At 67.8% G+C, this 23,669-nt stretch carries 18 protein-coding genes, 1 tRNA gene and 1 pseudogene; 8 read left to right on the forward strand and 12 right to left on the reverse strand.

Features of this window, described 5'->3' with window-relative positions; translation table 11 throughout:
- Positions 1-72 precede the first annotated feature (72 nt).
- Complete coding sequence (locus ABZU46_RS16705) at positions 73-2,463, reverse strand: tetratricopeptide repeat protein (protein ID WP_354858553.1); 2,391 nt, start codon at positions 2,461-2,463, stop codon at positions 73-75.
- 231 nt (positions 2,464-2,694) lie between these two features.
- Here ABZU46_RS16705 and ABZU46_RS16710 point away from each other — a divergent pair.
- A tRNA-Leu gene (locus ABZU46_RS16710) sits at positions 2,695-2,778 on the forward strand.
- Between the two features lie 378 nt (positions 2,779-3,156).
- Here the strand turns inward: ABZU46_RS16710 and ABZU46_RS16715 are convergent.
- The gene (locus tag ABZU46_RS16715) at positions 3,157-3,702 is read right to left on the reverse strand and encodes an integrase core domain-containing protein (protein WP_354858556.1); all 546 of its coding nucleotides are present in this window, start codon (positions 3,700-3,702) and stop codon (positions 3,157-3,159) included.
- A gap of 212 nt (positions 3,703-3,914) precedes the next feature.
- Between ABZU46_RS16715 and ABZU46_RS16720 the strand changes: the two genes are divergently transcribed.
- Positions 3,915-4,751, forward strand: a complete 837-nt coding sequence (locus ABZU46_RS16720) for a suppressor of fused domain protein (protein ID WP_354858557.1) — start codon at positions 3,915-3,917, stop codon at positions 4,749-4,751.
- Between the two features lie 14 nt (positions 4,752-4,765).
- On the opposite strand, the gene ABZU46_RS16725 is transcribed toward ABZU46_RS16720, so the two are convergent.
- The 5 genes from ABZU46_RS16725 to ABZU46_RS16745 form a co-directional block, all read right to left on the reverse strand.
- On the reverse strand, positions 4,766-5,284 hold the full coding sequence (locus tag ABZU46_RS16725; RefSeq protein ID WP_354858559.1) for a hypothetical protein: 519 nt from the start codon (positions 5,282-5,284) through the stop codon (positions 4,766-4,768).
- A 10-nt stretch (positions 5,285-5,294) separates the two neighbouring features.
- Positions 5,295-6,053, reverse strand: coding sequence for an ISAs1 family transposase (locus tag ABZU46_RS16730; RefSeq protein WP_354858560.1), 759 nt, complete (start codon positions 6,051-6,053; stop codon positions 5,295-5,297).
- A gap of 776 nt (positions 6,054-6,829) precedes the next feature.
- Complete coding sequence (locus ABZU46_RS16735) at positions 6,830-7,699, reverse strand: recombinase family protein (protein ID WP_354858605.1); 870 nt, start codon at positions 7,697-7,699, stop codon at positions 6,830-6,832.
- 16 nt (positions 7,700-7,715) lie between these two features.
- A complete protein-coding gene (locus ABZU46_RS16740; RefSeq protein WP_354858562.1) occupies positions 7,716-8,666 on the reverse strand; it encodes a Fic family protein in 951 nt (316 codons plus the stop codon).
- A gap of 106 nt (positions 8,667-8,772) precedes the next feature.
- Positions 8,773-9,903 (reverse strand): LacI family DNA-binding transcriptional regulator, encoded by a 1,131-nt coding sequence (locus ABZU46_RS16745; RefSeq protein WP_354858565.1) that lies wholly within the window; start codon positions 9,901-9,903, stop codon positions 8,773-8,775.
- Between the two features lie 565 nt (positions 9,904-10,468).
- Here ABZU46_RS16745 and ABZU46_RS16750 point away from each other — a divergent pair.
- Positions 10,469-13,177, forward strand: coding sequence for an RICIN domain-containing protein (locus tag ABZU46_RS16750; protein ID WP_354858567.1), 2,709 nt, complete (start codon positions 10,469-10,471; stop codon positions 13,175-13,177).
- Between the two features lie 1,278 nt (positions 13,178-14,455).
- Here ABZU46_RS16750 and ABZU46_RS16755 read toward each other — a convergent pair.
- Positions 14,456-14,953, reverse strand: a complete 498-nt coding sequence (locus ABZU46_RS16755; protein WP_354858568.1) for a hypothetical protein — start codon at positions 14,951-14,953, stop codon at positions 14,456-14,458.
- Between the two features lie 951 nt (positions 14,954-15,904).
- Between ABZU46_RS16755 and ABZU46_RS16760 the strand changes: the two genes are divergently transcribed.
- Positions 15,905-16,762, forward strand: a complete 858-nt coding sequence (locus tag ABZU46_RS16760; protein WP_354858571.1) for a hypothetical protein — start codon at positions 15,905-15,907, stop codon at positions 16,760-16,762.
- Between the two features lie 592 nt (positions 16,763-17,354).
- On the opposite strand, the gene ABZU46_RS16765 is transcribed toward ABZU46_RS16760, so the two are convergent.
- Positions 17,355-17,765, reverse strand: coding sequence for a hypothetical protein (locus ABZU46_RS16765; protein ID WP_354858573.1), 411 nt, complete (start codon positions 17,763-17,765; stop codon positions 17,355-17,357).
- A 32-nt stretch (positions 17,766-17,797) separates the two neighbouring features.
- Between ABZU46_RS16765 and ABZU46_RS16770 the strand changes: the two are divergent.
- The 3 genes and pseudogenes from ABZU46_RS16770 to ABZU46_RS16780 all read left to right on the forward strand — a co-directional run.
- Positions 17,798-18,007 (forward strand): annotated as a pseudogene (locus ABZU46_RS16770) (integrase core domain-containing protein); the annotation flags it as partial.
- Between the two features lie 180 nt (positions 18,008-18,187).
- On the forward strand, positions 18,188-18,814 hold the full coding sequence (locus tag ABZU46_RS16775) for a maleylpyruvate isomerase N-terminal domain-containing protein (protein WP_354858576.1): 627 nt from the start codon (positions 18,188-18,190) through the stop codon (positions 18,812-18,814).
- Positions 18,815-19,059: 245 nt separating this feature from the next.
- The gene (locus ABZU46_RS16780) at positions 19,060-19,626 is read left to right on the forward strand and encodes a hypothetical protein (RefSeq protein ID WP_354858579.1); all 567 of its coding nucleotides are present in this window, start codon (positions 19,060-19,062) and stop codon (positions 19,624-19,626) included.
- 566 nt (positions 19,627-20,192) lie between these two features.
- On the opposite strand, the gene ABZU46_RS16785 is transcribed toward ABZU46_RS16780, so the two are convergent.
- Together ABZU46_RS16785 and ABZU46_RS16790 are read right to left on the reverse strand one after the other, a co-directional pair.
- Positions 20,193-20,690, reverse strand: coding sequence for a YfbM family protein (locus ABZU46_RS16785; protein WP_354858607.1), 498 nt, complete (start codon positions 20,688-20,690; stop codon positions 20,193-20,195).
- A gap of 794 nt (positions 20,691-21,484) precedes the next feature.
- Positions 21,485-22,003, reverse strand: a complete 519-nt coding sequence (locus ABZU46_RS16790) for a hypothetical protein (RefSeq protein WP_354858581.1) — start codon at positions 22,001-22,003, stop codon at positions 21,485-21,487.
- Between the two features lie 171 nt (positions 22,004-22,174).
- Here ABZU46_RS16790 and ABZU46_RS16795 point away from each other — a divergent pair, with 171 nt between their 5' ends.
- Positions 22,175-22,390: a hypothetical protein gene (locus ABZU46_RS16795; protein WP_354858584.1), complete on the forward strand. Its 216-nt coding sequence runs from the start codon at positions 22,175-22,177 to the stop codon at positions 22,388-22,390.
- A 559-nt stretch (positions 22,391-22,949) separates the two neighbouring features.
- Here the strand turns inward: ABZU46_RS16795 and ABZU46_RS16800 are convergent.
- Positions 22,950-23,531 (reverse strand): DUF5317 family protein, encoded by a 582-nt coding sequence (locus tag ABZU46_RS16800; protein ID WP_354858586.1) that lies wholly within the window; start codon positions 23,529-23,531, stop codon positions 22,950-22,952.
- Between the last annotated feature and the right edge of the window lie 138 nt (positions 23,532-23,669).

The following is a 23,669-nucleotide window of genomic DNA, read 5'->3' on the forward strand; positions in this document are numbered from 1 at the left end:
CAGTGGACGCCCAGCTCAGCTCGACGATCGCGAACCCGACTGTGTCGACTCGGCGGCGTGGACCGCTCGCGATCAGCTTGGCGGCGTGGACCGTTCGCGGTTGGTGCAGACCTGGCTCGACGTGGCGAAGCTGTCCGTGGAGTAGACCGCGAGCACCGTGAAGCAGTAGTCCACCCGCGAGCTGAGCCCGTTGACGGTGTGGCTGGTCCGCCCCGGTTCCACGGTGGCCATCACCCCGAGCGCCAGACCGGCCCGTCCGCCGGCGACCATGAACGGCACCGCCCCTCCGGACGGGTCCGTCCAGGTCAGGGTGATCGTCACGACGTCGTCGCGCAGCTTCAGGTCACCGGGAGGGGGGCCGGTCACCGCCGGCGCCGCCGTCACCGCACCCCCGGTCGGGGGCGGCGCGTCGTCGCGGTTCAGCACCACCGCGCCCAGGCCGGCGACCGCGACCAGGGCAACCCCGGCCGCCACCGCCGCACCGATCAGCGTCGCCCGGCTGCGGCCCGCCGAAACACTCTCATCGGCGTACGCGGCCGAGTAGGTGTCCTGCTGGTACCGCTGCCCCGGGTACACCTCGTGGCTCTGCTGATAGGGCTGCCCCGGGTACTGCTGACCGGACGGGTACTGCGCGGCGGGCGGGTGCGTGAGGGTGGCCGGCGGCCCGTAGGTCACGGGCGTCAGGGACGCCGCCGTCGTGTCCTGCGGCGGGGCCGGTGCCGGCCCGACGGCCGGGAACACCTCCGTGGACGCGGACGCGAACCCCGACGGCTCGCCCTGCACTGTCGACATCGTCGCGCTCGCGACCAGCATGCTCTCGCCGCCCGCTGTGGACTGGCCGTCCATGGTGGTCGCGCTGCTCGGTGTCGCCTCGCTGTCCGGTGTGGTCTCTGCGGTGTCCGTACGGGACGGGTCCTCGGGGTCGCCGCCAGCCGTGGGCAGCGGATGCGGGGGCGCGCTGCTGCTCCAGGGCGGGGCGGTCAGTCCCCAGGGCGGCGCGCTCACCGGCGGCGCGGAGACGGGTGGTCCGTAGCCGGGTGGTCCGTAGCCGGGTGGTCCGGACACCGGCTGGGCGTGGGCCGCCGGTGGGCCGGAGGCGGGGTGGGGCTGGTCGGGCGGTCCGGAGACGGGTTTACCGTGGTCGGGCGGAGCCGACACTGGATGCGAAGGGCCCACGGCCGGTGCGGAGGCTGGGCCGACGTGCACGGGCGGCGCGGAGACCGGCTGCGGCGCGGTGGGCGTCGCGGCGACCGCGTGGTGCAGGGGTGGCCCGCTCACCGGCCGGGAGGGCGCCGCGCCTGGAGTCGTCGGGATCGCCCCGGAGCGCCCCGGCCCGTCAGTCGTGCGGGTCGACCCGCTCGGCCCGGTCGCTGCGATCCGGGCGGCCTCCTCGGCCAGCAGGGGCTCGATCTGCCGTACCTGAATGGTCGGGTCGGCCCACCGCGGAGCCGGCGGTTGGGGTGCCGACGGCGTGGCGGAGGGCTGCGCGGCGGCTGCCGGGGCCGGGGTCGCGGGGTGGGCCGGAGGGTGAGCCGGAGCCGCGACCGCCGCCGCGGAGAGCGGCGCCTCGACGACCGGGTGGGTCGGCTGATCACTCGTGCGCTGACGCGGCGGTGCGGGTGGTGGCTGCTGCCGGACGTACGGCGTCGGCCGGCCGACCGCCCGAGACAGCGGCGCGACCGGTGGCCGGGGCGACGCCGCCGGCTGCTGCTCGGCCCGCTGGCGCGGCGGCACCGGATGGGTGGGAGTGGCGGGCGTCGGCGACATGGCGGACGCAGGCGGTATCGGACGGGCGGGGCTGGCTGGCGTCGGCGACATGGGGGACGTGGCCGGTGCCGGATGGGCGGGGGTCGGGGGAGGCGGTGGGGCCCAGGGCGAGGGGGGAGCCGGACGGTCGCCTGCCGCCGGGCGCATCGCGGCCAGGGTCGCCAGGGACAACGTCGGGCCGGTCAACGCCGATCGGGCGCCAGAGTCCGTCGTCGTGGCAACGGTGGCGGACGTCGGCGGCCCGACGTCCGGCCGGTTCGGGCCAGGGTTGGCCGCGCCGAGGTAGTCGCGGGCAGCGCGTACCGCCGGGTGGTGCTCACCGAGCACGGCGGGCCCGGCGCTGGCGACGCGCGTGTAGTTGCGGCGAGCCTCGTGCCTGTTGCCCAACTCCTCGGCGACCTCGGCCAGTTCGAAGGCGAGCGCGAGCATCATCGGCTCGGAATGGTCCCAGCGCCGCTCGCCCGCCGCGAAGGCCTCCTCCAGCACCCGGCGGGCGGCAAGTGGGTCGTCCGCCTCACGGTGCAGGCGGGCCAGCAGGTGCGCGGTGTGCAGCGTCTCGGGATGGTCCTCGCCGTACGGCGGACGGGCGGACCCGACAGCGTCCGCGAGCAGCTGCCGGGCAGTGCCGAGGTCGCCCTCGGTACGCAGTGCGAGGGCCCGTTGCTGGATGGCGGCCAGAGGAGAGGGATGGGACACAGGGCAATGCTGCCCGTCACCGGGCCGCCGACGCTACCCGGGCTCACGCCCGATCCCGCTTCGGTGACCTCGCGTGACGGGTGTGAGCAGGGGCGGGAGGACGACCCGGCAGGGACCAGTGGGCGATGTGCATGATCCACGAGTGCCGTGTACAGTGACTCCCCGTGCGGCTCGCCGTGCCGACCTCGGATGGAAAGATCATCTGGGCGGCGAGGTAGGCTGAACGAGCAGGTCCGGGTGGCGGAATGGCAGACGCGCTAGCTTGAGGTGCTAGTGCCCGTATAGGGCGTGGGGGTTCAAGTCCCCCCTCGGACACGAGTACGTCTCATATGTGCGACGTAGACGTAGCGGTGGTCAAGGATGCTTGACCACCGCCGAAACCCATCCGATGTAGCGTCTGGCGCTACTCTCAGTGATCAGCGGCGGGCGAGCCCCGCGCTGACGCGCGGCGGCTCTTCAGTGATCCCCGCCGTTGTCCTGCCGAGTCCGGCACCGGTCGTGGGCGTGGCTCCTGGCACCCCTGCGGCAGCCATGAGGTGTCCTCCGCTACCGCTTCCGAGTCTTGCAGTCACTCGAAGCCGTACAGCCCTCTATGGACTGGCAACGCTCGATTCGCGTGGTCGGATCGCCGATCGGTCCTGTACTGTGCCAAAACTGTGCTTCGCATTCGTGACCTGGGGATTTGCGAGTGGATCAAGCGGCTCGGCGGTATTCGTTGATCGCGCCACCGAGAACCCGTCGCCGGCGGATCGGCCTTTCGATCGCGATGACCGCGCCGGGGTCGTAGTCGGGTGGATGCTGGTTCAGGCTCTGGTGTGGCCGGTGCCGGTCGAAGTGGTCCTCGTAGGCGCGGAGCACGGTGCGGGCGTGCTGTTCGTTGTAGATCAGTACCCGGTCGGTGCACTCGGCCCGGACGCTGCGCACGAAGCGTTCCGCGAAGGCGTTCGCCCGAGGCGTACGTGGAGGATTCTTCACCACCTTGATGCCTTCGGCGGCGAACACGGCGTCGAACGACGCGGTGAACTTGGCGTCGCGGTCGCGGATCAGGATCCGGAACCGTGTCATCCGATCGCCGAGGTCCAGCACCAGGTTGCGGGCCTGCTGGGTAGTCCAGCCAGCAGTCGGATGTTCGGTGACGCCGAGGATGTGCACCCGCCGGGTCGTGATCTCCATGACGAACAGCACATACAGCCGCCGCAGCGTGACGGTGTCGATATGGAAGAAGTCGGTAGCCAGCAACCCGGCTGCCTGAACGCGCAGGAACGTCCGCCAACTAGTGTCGATCTCACGCGGGGCGGGACCGACCCTCGATCCGGCGAGGATGCGACGGATGGTGCCGGCGCCGACCCGATGGCCGAGCCCGACGAGTTCACCTTGGATGCGCCGATGCCCCCAGCCGGGATTCTCCCTGGCCAGCCGCAAGACCAGGTCCCGCAGATCGTCGCTGATCGGTGGTCGTCCGGGACGGTTCGGGCACCAACAGCTCGGCGACCATCGCCGACTCGCTACGCGTGGCCCGCGGCAACCAGCCGAACACCCGCACCGCACTCAGGTACAGCAGCCGAACCAACACGCCTGCCATGATGCGTCACCGTCGCGAAACAACAGCTCACGCGCTGTGCGACGAGTTTTGGCACCGTACAAGCCTAGGGAGCGAACAGAATGGGGCGATCATGGTGAAGTTTGGCCGCCAGAAGGCGGAACCGCAGGACGTCGAAAGTCATCTCCGCCAATTTCTCGGCAAACCCTTCAGCACCCTTAATGAGGCTCTTCCTGATGGGGCTGTGATTCGTCTTCACGGATTCGCCGAGGTGCCCAACGACGGCCAGGTGACCATGGTCACGGATGGGTTGGCCAGCCTCGCCCGCCAGCACGGCTGGGCTCGTCGGGACGGTTATGCTCAAGAGTTGCTCTTCGTGTTGGACGGCCAATTCATGGGCCCCGATATGCTGGATTTTGTGATGTCCTGCGCGGCGCGTTACGCGCAGCAGGGGCGACTCCTTTCGTGGGACGAGCCCGTTCGCCTGGACGTCGACGTGCCGTCCAGCTCCGGGATGAGGTTTCTCCTACCTACCCCGGCGGCCCTCTTCGAGGAAGATTTCCAGTTCGCAACCGGCCCTACGGGCGAAACCAACTTTTGCCTGTTGGTACCGGCCTACGAGGTGGAGGCTGACCTTCTGGCGTCCCGAGGGCCCGAGCATCTCTTTGATGTCCTTGATGAACAGGACGTCGACGTTTCCGACCTTCGACGGTCGGCACTGCGTATTCGTGGGCACGGCCTCACGTAGGAGTCACGGCCCGTTCATTCGTCATCTCTGATCTTCTCCCTGGCGTCGCACTGGGTTGCCACGGCTCGTTGACGAAGGAGGGCGCTCCCATCCGTCGCACCGGCCCCAACCCAGGGCCCCGGCAAAGTCGTCAGGTGATGCCGAGCAGTGCCAGCGGGCGGGTGCTGTCGCGGGCGTGATGCCGGTTGGCGGCGGCGATGTTGGCTATTCCGGCGGTGCGCAGGGGCACCGATGGCGGCGTTGCGTAGGGCGGCCATGACTTCGGGCCCGGTCCCGGTGCGGATCTGGCAGCGATCGTCGTCGTAGGTGACGTCCCGCACCCAGTGGTCTTTGTTTTCGATCGACCAGTGGCCGCGGATCCATGCGGCCAGTTGCGCCGGTCTCGCTTGGTGCACGCGCAGGTCGGTGATGGCGTAGACGGTCTCGGTGGTGAAGCGTTTCGGCTGGTCCAGGCGCCGCCTGCGGCGGCGGATCTGCAGCGCTTGAGCGGCGTGTGGGAAGTCGATGCCGGTGGAGACCGTCAGGACCTTCAAGGTTCGGATCTCACGGCGGCCGTGCCCACGGGCGGTGTCGCGGGTGGGCGTCGGGAACGGCCCGCCAGGGCAGGCCGGCGAGTTGGGCATGCAAGCTCGGCTGGTTGCCCTTCACGGTCAGGATCCAGTGTGCGCCGCGTTCGGCGAGGTAGTCGACATGCCCACGCTGACAGTGCAGCGCGTCGGCGGTGATCACGGTGTCGCGCAGGTCGCCGATCTGGTCGAGCAGCGGCTGAAACCGGGTGATCTCATTGGTCTTGCCGTCGACGTCGGTACTGGCCAGGACCACGCCGACAGCCTGATCACAGGCGGCCATCACATGCCGGGCCGCGTTGTCGGTGGTGCGCGAGCCGCGCAGGGTTTTGCCGTCGACCGCGATCGCTCGCCGGGACGTCGACGTGCCGGCAGCAGACCGGCCGGCAAGCCAGACGCTGACCGCCGCGGTCAGTAGCTGCGGGTCCATGGCCTGCAATAGCCGGCGGATCATCGCCTCGGAAGGGCGTCGATCCGGGGCCATGCCCAGCGCGAGCGCGGTCGTCGCCGGCACGTCGGCGATCCACTCAGCGATCGCGGTGTACGACCGGTGGCCGGCCACCACCGCGCACACCGCAGCAGTCACCACCACCGTCAGCCGGTGCCGGACACCGCGACGGGCCCGCGGATCAGGCAGATCGGCCAGCGCTGCAAGCAGCCCGCCAGCGGCTTCGGACACGGTCAGAGCCGGTGCACACGACACCGACGAGATCAGCGATGATGGCAGAGCGGGCATGACTCACTTCGGCGATCAACACGGCGTAGGAACCCTGATGATCTTCCGATACGTGCCGATCGACAGTATCTATATCGGTGACCGGGTTTCTGCAGTAGACCCAGAGACGGGCGCGGTGACCGCCCAGTCCGTTGTGGATGTCTACGTAGGTTACGGAAGTCGCCACATTGTCGACCTCGACGTCGATGACAATATTCCGGGTAAGCTGCGGGCTACCGCCGAGCATCCCATACGCCCAGGTGAACATCGGCCACGCTCCAGACCGCGATACCCTCAGCATGTGCTGGCCCGTGATCAACGCAGCCCTGAACGACTTGGCGGCCACCGCAACATGACACCGAGGCTGCGGCTCACCGCTCGACGTACTCGACATGCCTCAAGAGATCCATGCGCCAGCAGGCCCAGCCCTTGTCGGCCGGGTGACCATCGCAGACCTCCAACAAGGGCGGTGAATTCGTGCATTGAACCGCGAAGAATCCGGGTGCTATGGCTGCCAACAGGTCGACCCGCTGAAGCGCACCAAAGGCAGAGATGCTTAGCGGCGGCTCGCCGACGCCTGATGATTGAGCGGCCACAGGGGATAGCTGCACTTTCATCCTGGCTAGTCGATGACGGAGCGAGTCGCCGCGCATGTTCAATATGCTATTCGCGCTCACGCACGGTGATCTGGATTGTGGGATCGATCCAGGCCTGGCCGTACCGTAACCTATGAGCATGCGCACCCTGAGTGGCGCACGGGTGATACGTACAGGAGTTCGAATCCCCCCTCGGACACGTTATTTCCCCACGAAGCGTGATTTCTCTTCGCGTTTCGAGCGATCCCCGTCCCGTTGGGCGGGGATTTTTGCTGCGCGGGGCAGGACGCTCGTCGGGGCGGTGAGCGGGAAGACCTCCGTGTCAGTTTCGATGGTCCAGGCGTCGTGGTCACACACGATGATCATGTTGTTGAGCCGCAGGTAGCCGGCGACGCTGTCTGGATCCTGGTCGCGCATCGCCGGGTGGTGCCGACGCAGGCAGCTGTGGTGTCGAATCCTGTCCAGGAGATGGTCCTCTCGGACGTAGAGGGTCTTCTGTCGTCTCGATGAGGTGGGTCGGGTGCAGGTGTTGCCGTGTCGGCAGCGGTAGCCGGCACGGTCGTGGACCCAGTGGGAGTCCATGATTCGGCCGCACACGCCGCAGCAGATCACTCCGGCCAACACATAGCAGCGGGGGATGCCGTCGGCTGGGGTCGGTGCGCTGTGGATTGCCTGGACGGCGACGAAGTGTTCTTCGCTGACCAGCGGAGTATGCGCGATCTCGCGGGAGATGACCCAGTCAGTGGAGGCGCTCCACCGTTGGATCTCGTGGTGTCGATCGAAGGTTCCCTTGTCAGGGAGGGCATCACGGTCGGTGCGTTGACGGTTCCAGACCTGCCGCCCGGTGTAACGGGGGTTGGCCAGGATGGCCGCGACAGTGGTGAGCATCCATTGGCGGCCGCTGCGGTGGGGGTTACGCGCTGGGTCGGCGCCGGACGGGCACAAGACGCCGTTGTCGTTGAGGGCGCGGGCGATGCTGGCCACGCTCCGGCCGGCGAGCCGCTGCTCGAAGATCCACCGTACGTGGGGTGCGGTGGCAGGGTCGGGCGGCTGACCGGCGCGGACTCGCAGTGCCGGGGCTTGCGCTTCACCGTCGGTACGGGTCGATGATTTCCTTTGGGCGCAGCGCGGGGGCGGCGAGGTCGCGGAGTGTCGGCGAGGTGAGGTAGAACCTGCCTCGGGTCTCGCCGTGCTGTTCGAGCATGTCCGCCCGGACGAGGGCGCGAAGGTCGCGGGTTGCTTGGTCGTCGGTGAGGTTCTCGTCGCGTTGATAGAGGGTGCGGCGTACTCGACCGCCGGTCGCGGCGAGGTGTAGGGCGCTAACAACCCGCTCGGGCAGCCCGTTGCGCCGGACCCAGGTGTCCAGCAGTTCCCAGAGCTGCGCGGCTTGGTCGAGGCGTTGCCGGACCAGTTGGGCTTGTTGGTGGTGGGCGCTCAGGCAGAATCGGATCCACTCGCTGGTGTCGTTGTCGGGCTGCCAGGTCGGGCCGCCGACCTCACCGAGCGCGTCGTAGTAGGCGTAGGTGTTTCGGCCGACGCCGAGCCACTCCTCGATGGAGGAGAACTCAGGGGCGAGGACGCCGTCGCGGGCGAGTACGAGGGTGTGGAGGGACCGGGACATTCGGCCGTTTCCGTCCCGCCAGGGATGGATCTTGACCAGGTTCAGGTGGGCCATGGAGGCCCGGACAAGCAGCGGGGTTTCCGGTTCGCCGTCGGCCAGCCAGTCGATCAGCTCGGAGATCAGCGACGGGACGTCGTCGGCGTCTGGCCCGGTGTAGACGCGTCGGCCGGTGTGCGCCTCGTCGATGTGGATGTCTCCTGGACGGTAGCGGCCCGGCCACTTGCTGAGGTCATGGCGGAGCATCATGAAGTGCAGCGCGTTGAGCAGCATGTGCTGCCAGGTGAACTCGCGTGAGCGGGCGAGTTGTTGCACGTAGGTCAGGGCGTCCCGGTAGCCGGTGATGACCCCCCAGGTTTGCGGGCTCGTCTCTACCGGTTCGTCGCCGGCGACGGCCGCGGCGGCGACGTCCAGGGACACCTGGTAGCCCTCGATCGAATTCGAGCCCTGGATGGCGCCGCTCCTCAGCGACGGCCGGTGCGGGCCTCGGGTGACGTGCCGCCGTAGGTGGACAGATCGACGCTGATCAGGGCTGGGTGGATGGGACTTCACTGCCGGCGGGCTGACCGTGCGGGCCACCGTGGGCATGGGGGATCGCTCGGCGGCCACGTCCCGGGATCGGCCGGGGCGGTGGTGGCGCCGTCGAGGCGCGGACGACGAGCTCGACCGGTTGGTCGGCCGCCGGTGGAAGCTCGACGTCCGGCTTCTCGATGACCTGTACCAGCAGCGCGAGGCCCTGCCGCGTGACCTCGTCGAACGGCTGCCGCACGGTGGTGAGCGGGGGAGTGACGTAGGCGGCGACCGGGATGTCGTCGAACCCGACGACGCTGATGTCCTCGGGCACGCGGCGCCCGGCCTCGAGCTGCGCGCGGATGAGACCGATCGCCATGTCGTCGTTCGCGGCGAACACCGCGGTCACGGTGCCGTCGCCGGCCAGTTCCCGGCCCGCCGCGTAGCCGGACGCGGCCGACCAGTCGCCCTCGACGACCGGCGGCTCGTCCGCGCCGTGGGCTCGCAGCGCCTCGCGCCAGCCGGCGAGACGGTCCCGTGCCGAATACCACCGCTGCGGGCCGGCCAGGTGATGGACGGTCGCGTGCCCCAGCTCCAGCAGGTGCTCGGTCGCGGCCCGCGCGAGCCGGCCCGCGCCGACCCTGGCGGTCACCACCTGCGGCGCGGCGAAGGTGGGCGGCGCGCCGAGGACCAGGACCGGCACGTCGACGCTGATGAGGCCGACGCCCTCGTCGATCGGCTCGGAGATGACGACGCCGTCCACGCCCTGGCCCAGCAGCGACGTCAGGGCGCTCGCGATGCCGCCCGGGTCGCCCTCGATCGTGGCGGCCACCCGCAGCGTGTAGCCCACCTCCCGGACCGCCCGCTCGATGCCCATGAGCCACGACGCCGGCCCGTACAAGGCGCTGCCGAGCGTCACCACGCCGATCGACCGGGTCCGCCCGGAGGCCAGCGCCCGGGCCGCCTGGTTGCGCCGGTAGCCGAGCTCCGCGGCGGCGTCCAGGACCCGCCGGCGCACGTCGGCCGAGACATACTGCTCGTCGTTGAGGACCCTGGACACCGTCTTTTGGGAGACGCCGGCCAGCCGCGCGACGTCCACGCTGCGCGGCGTCGGAGGGCTTCCACCCGGCCTCGCCAGTCGCGTCATGGCACCTCCCGCCGCCGGCCATCGTCCTCTATGATTGCGCTGTCATGTCTACGCAGTCAGACGCTCGCCATCAAGATCCCGTAACCCGCCCGTGACGCTGGCGAAGCACGTTTCTTACCAGCACCCTAACCCCAGTTTCGAACCGAACAGGTCAGGCCGGGCCGCCCGCCGACTTCACCGAAGACGGCAGTGCTGCTGTCCACGCCTTCGGCGTGTCACGCGGCCGGGCGCCGCAGAGGCGAATCGGTTCGCTACTCGATCGGCGCCGCGTCGGTGGGCCGGCGACACGGAGTGCCTGAGCGCGATGCCCTAGCACTCCGGAAGGGTCGTACTATCGGCGGCCACTCGAAGCTTGCGAGGCGTCAGGAGCAGGAAGTAACCGTCTTGAAACCTTGACTTTACGCTCGATGCACCCATTAATACGTACCTATGTATTTGGCCGCAACCACCCTTCCCGGGTGGTCGGCGACGCCGGCAGCTTTGTCGAATCGATTCGAGTATCGGCCTTGAGGCTGTGCCCTGAACCGGTGTTGCGGAGTTGGCGGATGAGTCACAGGAGGTAACCGTGCATCGTACGAACGTCCGCTGGGGTGGCCGATTGTCGGCGTGGGCCAGAGGGTTGGCCGCGACCGTGGCGCTCGCCCTGCCCCTGACGCTGGGTGGCCTGACCCTGGCGCCCCCCGGGTCGGCCCTGGCCGCGCCGGTCGAGACGCAGAGTGTCGCGGCCGCCGGACTTGACGGTGTGGCGGCCGGGAACGCCGCGATCACCTCGATCGACCTGAGCGGGACCTGGGGCTTCACGCCCGCGGGCCGGGCGGCGACCACGATCGCGGTGCCCGGTGGCGGCTGGTACAAGCAGGGCTTCACCGACGTGAACGAGGCGGTGTACTCGCGCAGCATCACCGTGCCGGACTCGGGGCAGCCGCAGTCGACCTTGATCGAGTTCGGCGCCGTCAACCACCAGGCGACACTGTCGGTCGACGGCCGCGTGGTCGCCACCCAGACGACGGCGTTCACCCCGTCGAACTTCGACATCAGCGCATACGCGGCGCCCGGCACCACCCACACGATCACCGTGAACGTGAAGGGCCGCGGCGCGTTGAAGGCATCCAACGGCCGGTACCTGGTGCCCGACGCCGCCACGTGGTCCGAGGCGATACCGCAGGGGATCTTCGGGTCCGCGTTCCTGCGGGTGTACCCGGCGGTGTACGTCAGCGACACATTCGTGCGTACGTCGGTGGCGAACAAGACGCTGACCTACGACGTGACGGTGCGGAACACGTCGGGCAGTTCCCGGTCGGTGACGTTGACCGGGTCGCTGTCGTCCAGCAACGGAACGGCTTTCAGCTACCCGGCACTGCCCAGCCGTACGGTCACCGTGGCGGCCCGCTCGACCGTGATCGTGACCGTCGGGCCGGTCGCGTGGAACCTCGACAGCACCTCGTACTGGTGGCCCAATGTGCCGTACCGGTCGGGGTACCGGGCGCAGTTGCACGGGCTGACGGTGCATGCCGTCACCGACGACGGCCGGACGAGCGACGCCGAGTACCGGTTCGGGTTCCGGGAGGCTACCCAGAACGGTGACTACTACTACCTCAACGGCGTGCGCGTGAACTTCCGCGGCGACAACCTCCAGGGTGGCGACTATGACCGGATCAACAACGGCGGCAAGGGCGACGCGTACCACACCCTGCCCGGCTTCCTGCCCCCGTCGTCCGGCAACGGCGGCTGGCCGCAGGCGGTGGACAACTACCAGCGGCTGAACTACAACGTGGTGCGCATCCACCAGGAGCCCGGGAGCCCGTACATGTTGGATGTCGCCGACGAGATGGGCCTGATGATCATCGACGAGGTCGCGATTCGCGGCTCCCAATCCTCGCAGGAGTGGCAGAACTCCGTCGGGCGCGACAACATGGTCAACCACGCCCGTGCGCTGGTCCTGCGCGACCGCAACCACCCCGCGATCATCCGCTGGAGTCAGAACAACGAGCCGAACCAGAGCGGCCAGGATTCCGAACAGTTCGAGAAGGACCTGTACGCGGCGATGAACGGCGCCGACGGCACCCGGCCGATCATTGTCGAGGTGGGCGTCGGCGGGAATGTCAGCCTGTATCCCGGGATGACGTACGCCAACTTCGCGGTGATCCCGCACTACGTCGACGGCTTCGGCAGGTACGGGGAGGGCCTGATCACCGTGAATGGGCGGCCCGACGGCGAGGGCGAGTTCATCTGGCCGGCATGCAACAACAAGCAGGGCTTCGAGTGGTTCGCCACGGCAACCCTGGCCAAGCGCGGCAAGGGCGCCACCGACCTGCGCCCCTACACGCTGCTGTCCGCCTGGGCCAGCGTCGTGCCCGGCGTGCGGTCCACCGACTTCACCCCGGAGGAGGGCGGTCACCCCATCTACGGCGCCGACAACCTGCCCGACCCCTGGAGCAACCCGCAGATCCAGCGCGTGCAGGCGGCGTTCAACCCGGTGGCCGCGGTCGACCTCCCCTACTGGTCCGCCTCCGGCAATTCGGACTCGAACGGCACCTTCCCGCTGCCGCAGGCGGTACCCAGCTACGCCCGAAACGCCACTGTGACCCGCAACATCACCGTCTTCAACGACGACGTCACCAACACCTCGGTGGGCTTCACCTGGACCGCCCGGCTCGACAGCCCGACCGGCACTGTCGTCGCGTCCGGCAGCACCACCCTGACCATCCCACTCGGCTCACGGGTCACCCAACCGGTGTCCTTCACCGCCCCCGCCACCGGAAGCCGGGTGTACCTGCAGCTGTCGACCGCGAAGTCCGGCAGCACCGTCTTCACCGACGCGGTCGAGTACCTCAACCTCAGTGGAAGCGGCGGAACCGGGCCCGCAGCAGGCACCTACCGCATCGTCAACCGCAACAGCGGCAAGCCCCTCGCCATCGCCGGCAACTCCACCGCCGACGGCGCCAAGGCGGTCCAGCAGAGCGGCACCCCCACGTGGACGATCAGCACCACGCAGGACGCCTACACCCTGCGCTACACCGCCTCCGGCAAGGTGCTCGACGTCAACGGCGGCAGCACCACGGCGGGCCTGCAACTGCAGCAGTGGTCAGCCAATGGCGGCACCAACCAGATGTGGTACCTGCGGCCCACCGGTGACGGCTACTACACCATCGTCAGCCGCAGCAGCGGACTGGCAGCCGACGTTTCCGCCGCCTCGACCAGCGACGGGGCGCAGGTCGTGCAGTGGACCGCCAACGGCGGGACCAACCAGCAGTGGCAGTTCGTAGCCTCCTGACCAGTGGCAGAGGTGAGTGTCAAGTTCGGCCGCCGGTAACGGGCTGCCGATTGTCGCGCCGACTCGGGGGCACGGTTTGTGCCTCCGAGTCGGGCGCGATCCCATCATGGTGGGACACGAGCTACCGATCCGGACAGACGCGGGCCAGGTCCGCTCGCTACCCGTACGTGAGCCAGGCCCGGGCGTCGTGGCTGAGTGCACGGACGGTCGAACGCGCGTACTGGCAGTTGGAGTCCGCTGGCTACTCCCGAACCATCTTGCGGACGCAGCTGAGCCACCGAGATCAGCGATGACTACATGCTCTACATCTGGCGCGCTCAAGAGGGACGGCCTCTCGGCGTACTTGACACACCTCGTGGGGTAGTGCGCAGCATGTCGTGGCAAGACGCCCTCATCATCGCCTACGACGACGGCACGATCATGAGCTGGGACGTATGCAATAAACCCCGCGCAGGTTCCGGCTGAAGGCAGTGAGCACCGTGCGCTCAACAGCGAAGAACGCGAACGATATGGCTTGCCGCCAAAGCCAGTCGACTAAAAGTTCACCAGCGTGCAAAACGGCTCTCGTGGTGGCCCGCCGATGTCAGACAGAGAGGCCGTAGCGGACTGAATCCAACTTGATGGCTGCACACTTACACATGGTTATGGCGGTCAGTCTTGAGTCAGCCCTGGCCGTACCGTAACCTATGAGCATGTGCACCCCAGGTTGGTACACATATGATGCGTACAAGAGTTCGAATCCCCCCTCGGACACGAACCATAACCCCACGGTGCGCGCTGAGATCCACTGCAGCGCGCACCGTTTGCGTTTCGGTCTCGTAGGTGAGTCGGAGTCCGAGTTGCCGGTGGACCTCGGCTTTGTCGTCGGGGTCGGCTTCGCGCAGCACGGTGGCGATGTCGCCGAGCGCGGTCACCAGGGCCGAAATCTCTGCTCGGCTCATCCGGCGCGGGGTGGTGCCCGCGATGGCGCGTTCGGTCTGGGTCTGCGCGATCCGGGCGGTGACAACCGCCGGGTCGGCGCACTGCGCGCCTCGGGCGGCGTGGTGTGGGAGAACCGACGGTATGGTTCCCTGTACGTCATCGACGCACCCGGGCTACGTCAACAGCTCCGCCGACAAATCCCCGTGGTGCACGTTGGCCAGGTTGACGCGGTTGATGCTGTCCGCCTGGCCTTCCCCGACGTTCGGTGGACCGTGGTTGCTCTTACCTGTCCCCGAGACGTGGCGGAACGAACGAGTCGTCAAGGTGAGCTTGACGCCGTAGGGCGTGGCGGTTCGGTCACCGGGGCGGCTCGACGTCAACCAACTCGGCGTCCAGCAGATCGGCTGCATCCTCGACGATGGCCACGAATTCCTCCGGTGGGATCCTGGCGACGAAGACCTTGCCCAGGTCATCCGGAAAGGGATGGTCTGGCCGCCAGAACGCGAAGCCGATCACTAGGTCGTCGTCAAGGTAGGCGTACATGGAGACGTTGTCGACGGTCTCGCCCCACTGCATGAACCAGAACTGCTCCCGAAACTCCGTGTCGTCTGCGTGGAGCAGCCGGAAGATCTCCTCCGGCGTGCGGCCCGGGAAGGGACAGGGCTTGACGTCGCGTCGGCGCACCTGCGCCGCGCTCGACCGCATAACGCGGATGAAGAACGGGAGGAAGGCGTAGTTGTCCTCGGTGGGCAGTCTCTTGCCAGCCGCCCAGAGGTCGACGACGCGGATTTGGTGCGGCTCGACCTCGCCGATCTCCACCGCGAACGTGGCCCGGTCACCGAAGCGTCGTGTCATCAGCCCACGGGCGCAGTCATAAGGAAGGCCGTGCCTGACGGGGTAGCTTGCCATCCCTCGGCCAACGCCTTGCGGACAATCGCAGCGACCGCCGACGGGAGAACGGGCACGGCCGACCCGCCAATCCAGTTACTTGGATGGTCCTGAGGCATGCTGACCAGCAACACCCTGGCCTTGCAATCGACCTGTTCTACAGCGACAGCGAGCGGTCGCTCACACAGCCCTTGGACATAGGTTGGTTTGCCGCGCACTCGCCACCTGTAGGTGACCCCGTCAACAGTTATGAGTCGAGAGCCCTTCTTGACCAACGACATGACAACCCTCCTCGACGCCAGATGGCCGTGCCCGTAGCATGCCCGATGCGGCGGTCAGTATGGGGTAGCGCGGGACGCGACCAGCGAGGCAGACACGCTGCGTGCCGCCTGCCCCAGAATGTCTCTATGCGTCGTTTAGATCAACGCGGTTTCCAAGCTGAGCGTGGGCCGCGGCCCTAGTCACCTTGCTTGGGCTGGAAGTAGCGCTGATTGATCCGTGCAGCGCCGCCGGGCTTCCCAACCAGAATCTGACGCCCCTGCGTGAGGGTAGCCGTAGACCTGCTGAGAGGCTGCCGGGCATAGCAGGTGCCGCAGAACGCACGGATATGCGAATCGGGCTTGCCGCACGGTACCTCCGGGCACCAGGTCAATTACCGCTGGTCCAGCCCGCTCATGCCGATGAGGGTGTCGGCGCGAACTTCGCTGCCGGTTCGAGTTGCGCTGTGGACTCATGCTGATGCGGTTCTGTAGGTCGAAGCCCGAGTACCGATCTTTGCCAGGGAGCCGGCGCCATTGGCGAGGGGGGTCGTGCGGCTGCCCGGGAGACCAGGCTGTGGAGCCGCTGTGAGCAGGCTTATCGCTGAGTCCGGTCCGGGCTGTCGGCCGTTCTGGCACACGTGGGTCCTACTATCGTGGAATGTCCGTGCCTGCTCGTCCGCCGTTGCCGCCCGACGTCGACCCCAATTTGTGGTTCGACACCGAGCGATGCGGACGGCACTACCTCCTCGACGGCAACCCGCACACGTTCGCCGAACGCATGTTCGCCTATTGCGCAGAGCGCGGCATCCGTACCCAGGTGTCGAAGGGGGAAATCGGCGACTGCTCCGAGCAGACCCGGTACTTCGTACGGGGGTTCCTGTCTGGCAATGAGCTGCCCCCGCCGGTGTCCGGCGACGGCACCGAACCGGCCCATCTCGCCTGGCGCGAGGCGGCCGCTCATTTCCGCAACACCGGATACTGGCTCGACGTCGACGCCGCCGGTGACATCGATGCCGCCCCGCCGGAGGACACCGAAGCGAATACCGATGGCGGCGTTGTGACCGAGGCCGAGGCGGAAGAACTCCCCACCGAACTGCAGGCCTTGATAAGAGAACAAGCAACGGCACGCGTGGCGCTTGTGGTCGACGTGTCGACCAGCGACGCGGACCGTGCCGTTGAGGTGGCCACAACACTCGCCCAACGGGTCGGCAGGCGGACCTGTGACGGCCCCGGCCCTGTCGAGGTCAGTCCGCCGGTGTCGTTCACCCGGGTGTATGCGCTGGTCGGCGTCACCGGACACCGCCCACGGGTGGCGATGCAGACAGCGATGACAGCGCTGGGCCGCAGCGGCTGGGCTCCCTCGGCCGCAGTCGAGAGCGAGCAGTACGTGACGGCGGAGTTCAGGGCGTACCGCGAGCTCAACCGAGGTCTCGACGCGCTAGGAGTGAGCGCGGTGGAGATTCACGCCGGCTATGGACTGGGCCACGACCCGTCCCGTACGCCGGGCAGTCGGTAGCAGGGCGAGTGACGACGGCAGCCAGCCCGGCTACCGCCCCGCCCTCGATCGGGCAAGGTCACCGTGCTTCGGATCGGTGCCGCGCTCACTCTTCTGCCGCGGACAAGGCGCGTCGATCGTGAGCGTGCTCCCCGATCGACCGATGCGGCTGCGGGAGCCAGCGCTGGCGCCAACCACAGCACTGGGCCCGAGCTCACAATCGGTCGGCGGCCCGGTGCCGCCCTGGTTTGGGGGTGCAGGTTGGGAGCACCTCTCGCTGCCTCAAACACGCATAGCGCGGCGCAGCATGTCGGGCCGTCGAGTTTCGTCGCCGCACGGCCGACTGTCATCAACGAGGAGCGATCCGAGTGGCATCCCTGGGGGCGCCGGCGTGCCGCTATCTGGGACGGCTATCCCACAGGCAACACCCTGACCAGGCACCTCTGGTTGGTGACCTCTTTGGCGTGCACGAAGGTGTCAGCGCCCCCGCGCGGAGTGCTCGCCTTTGCTGTCGCCTCCGTGGCTGCCGGTTCCACCGTGAGCACTCGACGTGCAGTGCGGTGTAGGTCCGGCGTTGGTCGAGGAGGCCCCGAGATTCGGGCTTGTCGGGCCGTCAGGCATGTGCCGAGGCGCCCCAGAGGCGAAGTGCTCGGTCGCGAAGCGGCTGGGAGAGTTCGCGCGAGTCCTTCATGTCGGCCAGTACGTCGCGCAGATCCCGGGTAGGCCAGCCGGCGTCCAGCCAATCGAGTGCCAGTGCCGGCCAGTAGCTTCCCCATGCGGTGAGCGCGAACCGCACGAGGGCGGGAAGCGGTGTGTCGGCTATAGGCACGTCAGACAGCTCCGCACTGACGTCGTTCGGGGTGCGCTCCAGCAATGGCAACAGCCACACGAGCCGGTCCCCGGCCGGGTAGACCAACCCGTCGGCGGCGCCATGGATTAGCCAAGTGCCGACACCATCCCGCACCAGGAGCAGGCCGTTGTTGATCCTTAGCCTCGGATGGAGACGATCGTCGGCAGGGCCCATGCCGAACAGCCTGTCATGCCCTGATAAGGCGCGGCGTCGACCCGTCGGTAGGCTCGGTCGGCGACGCCTATGACAACGCCCTGGCCGAGTCGACGATCGGCATGCTCAAGACCGCGCTGATCAAACCACGTCGGCCGTGGCGGACCTGCGACCACGTCGAGATCGCCACCCTGGAGTACGTCGACTGGTACGACCACCACCGCCCCCACAGCGGAGCCGTGGACCTACCACCAACGCCCTGACCAGGTACTTCAAGCTGGTGACCTCTTCGGCGGATGCGAAGAAGTCAGCCGTGATTCTCCCGGTCGTCGGTCGGGCGACGTCCGCTCATGCCGATGCGCCGGCGCTCCAGCCCACGAACTGCCCCTCGCGGGCAGGAGCACCCATGACAACAGGCGCCCGCGGGGCATAGCGTGCACCCGATGATCCGACCTGCCTTCCTCGACGCCGCTGAGACCGCAGCAGCTCTGTTGCGCGAACCGATACTGGCCGAACGGTGGTCCACGCCCAGCGCGTTGGCCGACTTCTCGACGGGCGGCCTGGCTCGTCATCTTGCCTACCAGGTAACGCACACGGTGGCCTTCCTTAGCGCCGCGCCCGGACAGTCGGCGATCTCGGTGCTGGAGCATTTCACTGGCAACACCTGGGTGACGTCAGGCGTAGACAGCGCTGACAACATCGGCATCCGGCGCCGCAGCGAGCAGGCAGCCGCGTCGACGACCGCCGCGGACCTGGCGGACACCGTCGATGCCGCGTTGACCCAGCTGCGGGCCGTAGTGCCAGCACAACCTGTCGACCGCATCGTGGACCTCGGCGACTGGGGTCTGAGGGTCGATGACTTCCTATTGACCCGAGTCATGGAGCTGGTCGTGCACGTCGACGACCTCGCTGTCAGCCTCAGCCTGCCGACGCCGTCGGTGCCGACGGCAGCGGCCGAAGCGACGATCCAGCTGCTGAGTAGCCTCGCCGCCTGGCGACACGGTTCCCTGGACGTGATACGCGCACTGGCTCGGCAAGAACGAGCTCCCAGCTCAATCGCCGCCCTCTGAATGCCGGAGACCCTCTTGCATCGCCGAGGTAGCGGGCCCTCATCTGCCGCCGACCGTGCGCGCTGCTGCGGAGCGTCCGTCACCCCCGGTAGCTGTCGGAGGTCGTGCCGATTTGCAGCATGTGGCGGCGGCATCGGGTGACCGGGGCCGTGGCGGCCGACGATCTGTCCGAGGTCGCGGCAGCGGTGGCCCTGCAGGCCCCTTTGCGGATGCGTACGCTCGGCTTGAAATGACACACTCCAGAAGTGGAAAGCCTTCAGTGCGCGTCGTGCGGGAACGAGTTGAGCGTTCCGCTGCGGCTGGTCGAGCTGCCCGCCGGACCGCACTGGTCGCTGCTGGACCACCACCATGTGAACCCTCCGCGGCTCCAACCCGGCACCTATGCGATCGACGCGGCCGTCTACGGCCGTGATCAGGTCGTCAACACGTTCGTGCTCTCGCCCGGCGACGTCCGTGGCACACGATTCGTCCACGACCTCGTTCAGGTCGGCTGCTGGTCTCTCGTGGGATGGAACCCTTGCGTAGCCTGCGAGAAGTGCGGCGCCTTGGTCGCTTCTCGGACCGACGACTGCGATGTGGCCCAGGAGACGCGCTTTTATCCATTTATGGTCGTCCTGACGACCTGCGACGATAAGGCGGGCATCATCCCGGACCCGTTCGCGTTGATCGCTGACTGGGACAACGAAGCGCCCGACACCAGACGATACGGCTGGGTGCCCAAACCCGTCCGGCAGCGGCCGGAGCTTACGGCCACTCGCTGGAGCGGCCGAGATGTGAAATCGGATCTCTACCGGGACGACCCACCTGCCTGACCAGACGGCCGGGATCGGTCCACCAAGCGGCATACGGGATCTGCCGGCACCTCGACAGGGGCTATCGGACTCATCGCCGAGTCGCCACCTGCGCACTCATCTGCCGCGCTGGTCCGGGGACCGGTGTCGGGAATCGGCAACAGTGGCACACTTCGCTCGTGAACACGACGGTTCGCTAGGAGTGGAACACGCGCCTGCGGTCAGCAGCGCGACCATCACCGCGGCCAGCGCGCGACGTCGCGCGTGCACGTTCGTGCCGCTCACTGGGGACCTCCGGCGGTAGACAGCAGGCCCCGTCCTCGACTCGGATCAAGCGGACCGGTGGAACGCGGAGTCGGTGTGCCGTCCACGGCGACACCGCCACTCACATCGAACGTGAAGCCTCGAAGGCACGCCGGGAGCCGGGGAGGCTGCTCGATGACCCCAACCTGCGTGGGCGAGGACGGCTGCGCGAGTTGCCTTGACGAAAGTTTCGCCGACCGAACGTTCGACGGCTATCGGACGGTGTTGGCCGCCGGTGCCGGCAGGAAGGGAGGGCCTGCCGGTCGTGTGTGCGAGTGGCAATGTCAAACAATGGCAAGTAGTACCGCCTGGTTCTGGGCGGCGGCCGAGCGGTAGAAGCGGCAGAGGTCGGCGAAGGCCGGCGCGAGGAATTTGTCGAAGTCGTCGGCGCCGCGATCCCACCCACCCGGGTAGATGGTTGCGGCCGCTAGGGCGTCTGGGTCGAAGCGGGAGCGCAACGCGTCGACGTCCAGCATGTCGAGCGCGGCGGCGACGACGCGGACCGTCTCCACGTCGAGGAGGCGTGGCGGTCCGTAACCGCCCTCCTCGCCGATGTCGTCGCCGCCGAGGACGGCCGCAGCGGCTGGATCGTCCACCTCTCCGGCTGTGCCGGCCAGCAGGTAGTGCAGGGCATGCCATGACTTGTGCAGATCCAGCTCGGGATCGGGCATCTCTGCGTCTTCATCGTCGAGGTCGCCGAAGAGCAGCAAACTTACGGTCGCCGGATCGTCCAACACGGCCCGCAGTTCCTCGGCCGACAGCCGACGCCCGATCAGCTCCATGCCCACGAACAAGTCCTCCCGACAAACCTGCTCGCTTCCTGTTGCGGAAGCGCCTTGCTGGTGGCGCGGCACGATACCGGCGCCTGGTTCGGCGGTGAAAACCAACCTGGGCAACACATGCTCTACCCGTACGGCCAGAGCGTCTCGGTTCCGCAGGCAGGCGTGACACGGGCGTGCTGTAGCCGTCGTGGTGGGCCACCCACACAGTCCCGTCGGCGTCAGCGCGTGGCGGGAACGGATGGCTTGCGTACGTGCGCTGCCGGAGCCTGCCTCCGGCCAGGTCGACCGCGGTGAGGACGGTGGTGTACAGGTTGCGTGTGCTCGGGCTGCGGCCCGCATAGCTGGTGAGGTAGATCGGCCCGTCCGGGTCAGCGGCCGCTAGGCCCCGGACCTGCCCAGGCACGTCGATGATCTCGGGGTCCTTCACCTTGCCACCTCCTCAGCCGTGCGATGGCTGGCGCCGGCTTTCATGCTTGCTCGCCGGCCCCAGCCGGGGCGGTCAATTCGCATCGACGTGCAACAGCGGCATTGTTGCGCCAGCGTCGGTGCTGATCCGGCCGACTGAGACTTGAATCCCACCGGCAAACCTGTGGGCAGGTCTTCCTCGACGGTGACCTCTTCGGCGAGCCCGAATGGGCTGGGCGTGAAGACCGGTGGGGACGACGTCCGTTGTACCGCGTGGGACATATTCAACCGGCCGGGGCGTGCCCATCAGTACAAAGGCGTCGGTGGGGCGGGCTCCGCTGACGACTTGAGACATAACGCAGTGCCGCGGGTTCCGGCTGGCCCATAGTCTATGCGCAGTAGTCGCAGCGGCTCGACGCGGGCAACTCGGTGTAGCAGCTCGGGCAGCGCGGTCGGGGCACAGGCTCCTTCGCAGCCTTGCGAGCTGCCCGACGCTCGGCCACTTCTTTAGTCAGCTCAGGTCGGCCACCATCAGCAGGCAGGCCGACAGCGTCGTAAGTCCGGTAACACAGAAGGCGATGCTCGGCGGCGTAGGCCTCGATATCTTCGCCGGGGACACCCAGGACCGATTTTGGTGCCCTGGCGTAGCCATCCCCGATCGTGCCGTCCTGACGTACGCACAGCGACGTAAGCGGCGGCCCACCCGCAGCCTTCGCCAAGATGGCGACCTCCTCGAGGAGTTTCCCGATCCAGTTGGTCAACAGCATGCGCGTACGGATGCCTGACCGCTCCTGCACGTGCTCGCCGAGATCCTTGTACTTGATGACGGCGTTGTACCGGCGTGCCGTCGTGACCAACTCCTCATGGGCGAGCGGTACCCACGCTGCGAGCGCATCCACGAACGCCACGGGCGAATTGTCCGCCACGCGATAAGTGCCTGGCCCCGTCGTCACGCTTTGACCCTACGGCTCGCCGCAGTCAAAGTCGAAGATCGCCGCGAGGGAGCCCGGTCGCAAGCATGAGGTCGACCGAGGTCGAACCTTGCGTGACGCGCGCGGTGCGTGCGACGAGACGGCTCGGTGTTTCAGCTGGGGTGGCTGCTGGCGAACGGCGTCGGCCCGCTCGAGACGGTCGACGGCATCGAGCGCGTGCCCGAGCCCATCGCAGCGTTGACGACAATCGCACAGCGGCACACCGGCTCCGCCCGACGGCCGACCGCAGAGGTGATCGCCGCCGCGCAAGCCCAGTTCCCCGCCTTTGAGGCACTGCTCAACGCGCACGCACCGGCGGAGTAGCCCTGGAGTTTGACCTGTCAATGATGGAAGCCGGATCCTCATGATCGGCAAGACAGGCCCTAGACGGCAGCTACAGGAGTTGGTGGCAGCGAGTGGGGCGCGTTCAGGATTGCTGACCCTGGTTGCGCAACGGCCGGGCTTGGTCGACACCGCACCAGGCCCGGCCGCTGCGTCACGCGGCTAGGAAATGTTCCAGCGCCGGTTCCAGTTCACGCTGCAGGTCCATACCTGCGGTGGTGCGCCGATGTCGTAGCTGACATCCTTGACGCCGAGGCACTTCTTGCCCGTCATGGTGACGAGTTGCAGCCAGGGGTCACCCGGCGTCGCCGGAGCCGCGATCCATTCCTGCGGATTCGTACGCTTCAGCCTCCGTGCTCATGTGGTGCACCGACCGTGTAGAGAAGTGTGGCGAGCGACAGGAGCGCCACAATGATGCGGATTCTCATGCCGGCCCCTCAGCTTCCTTCTGTCATTGGTGCGCCGATGGTGTAGAGCAGCAGGGCCAGCGACGCTAACGTGAGCATCGCGTAGGCGGCCTGGCGCCAGACGGTGGACATGGTCATGTTTCACCTCCCGTGATGTGCTGGGGTCCCGGATCGGGTTGGTCGTGGCGGCGACGCATCGCGAGCGCCGTCAGCGCGACGGTCCCGGCGCCAATGAGCACGTCGCCGGGACTGACGAGCTTCTTCAACGGCGTGACCGGGATCGTGTCACCGAGGAGCGCGAACCGGGTCGCATCGTCCGCGGGTTCGTTCTTGGGCGTGGTGAGATCCGGCCGTAGGCCGACCGCCTCAGCCCCGCTCGGCTGGTATGGCATGCGTCCGTTGAGTGCGACCGTCACTCCATTGGCGAGCGCACCTACCGTGATGGCGACGCCAGCGACGCGGATCGCGAGCGGCCATCTGGGAAGGTTCATGGCCAGCCACCACAGGACCAGGCCGAATACGACGACCAGCGTGCCGGGATGCCGCAGGGCAGCCACGTGGTACTGCGCCGCCTGGACGACGGCGGCCAGCCACAGGAGCCACACGGCCGAGAGTCGGATGCTCCGCAAGCCGGCGATTCGACCCCCGCTGGCGTAGCCGACAAGGACACCCACCGTCGGCGGTGCGATGAGCAAGATCAGACTGTGGATCGACATGGCGCCACCGTGTGGGCCTCGACGGCCCTGAGTCCGGTCATTTGCGGTCCCTATCGTGGAGTTCCCCTCAATAGACCAAGTCCAGTGTGGATTGCCGGATCTGATCGCGGCATGGTTCTTCCGTCCATCGGTTCACTG

This window comes from Micromonospora sp. NPDC005197, assembly GCF_040608295.1.
In the GTDB taxonomy this organism is placed as follows: Bacteria; Actinomycetota; Actinomycetes; order Mycobacteriales; family Micromonosporaceae; genus Micromonospora.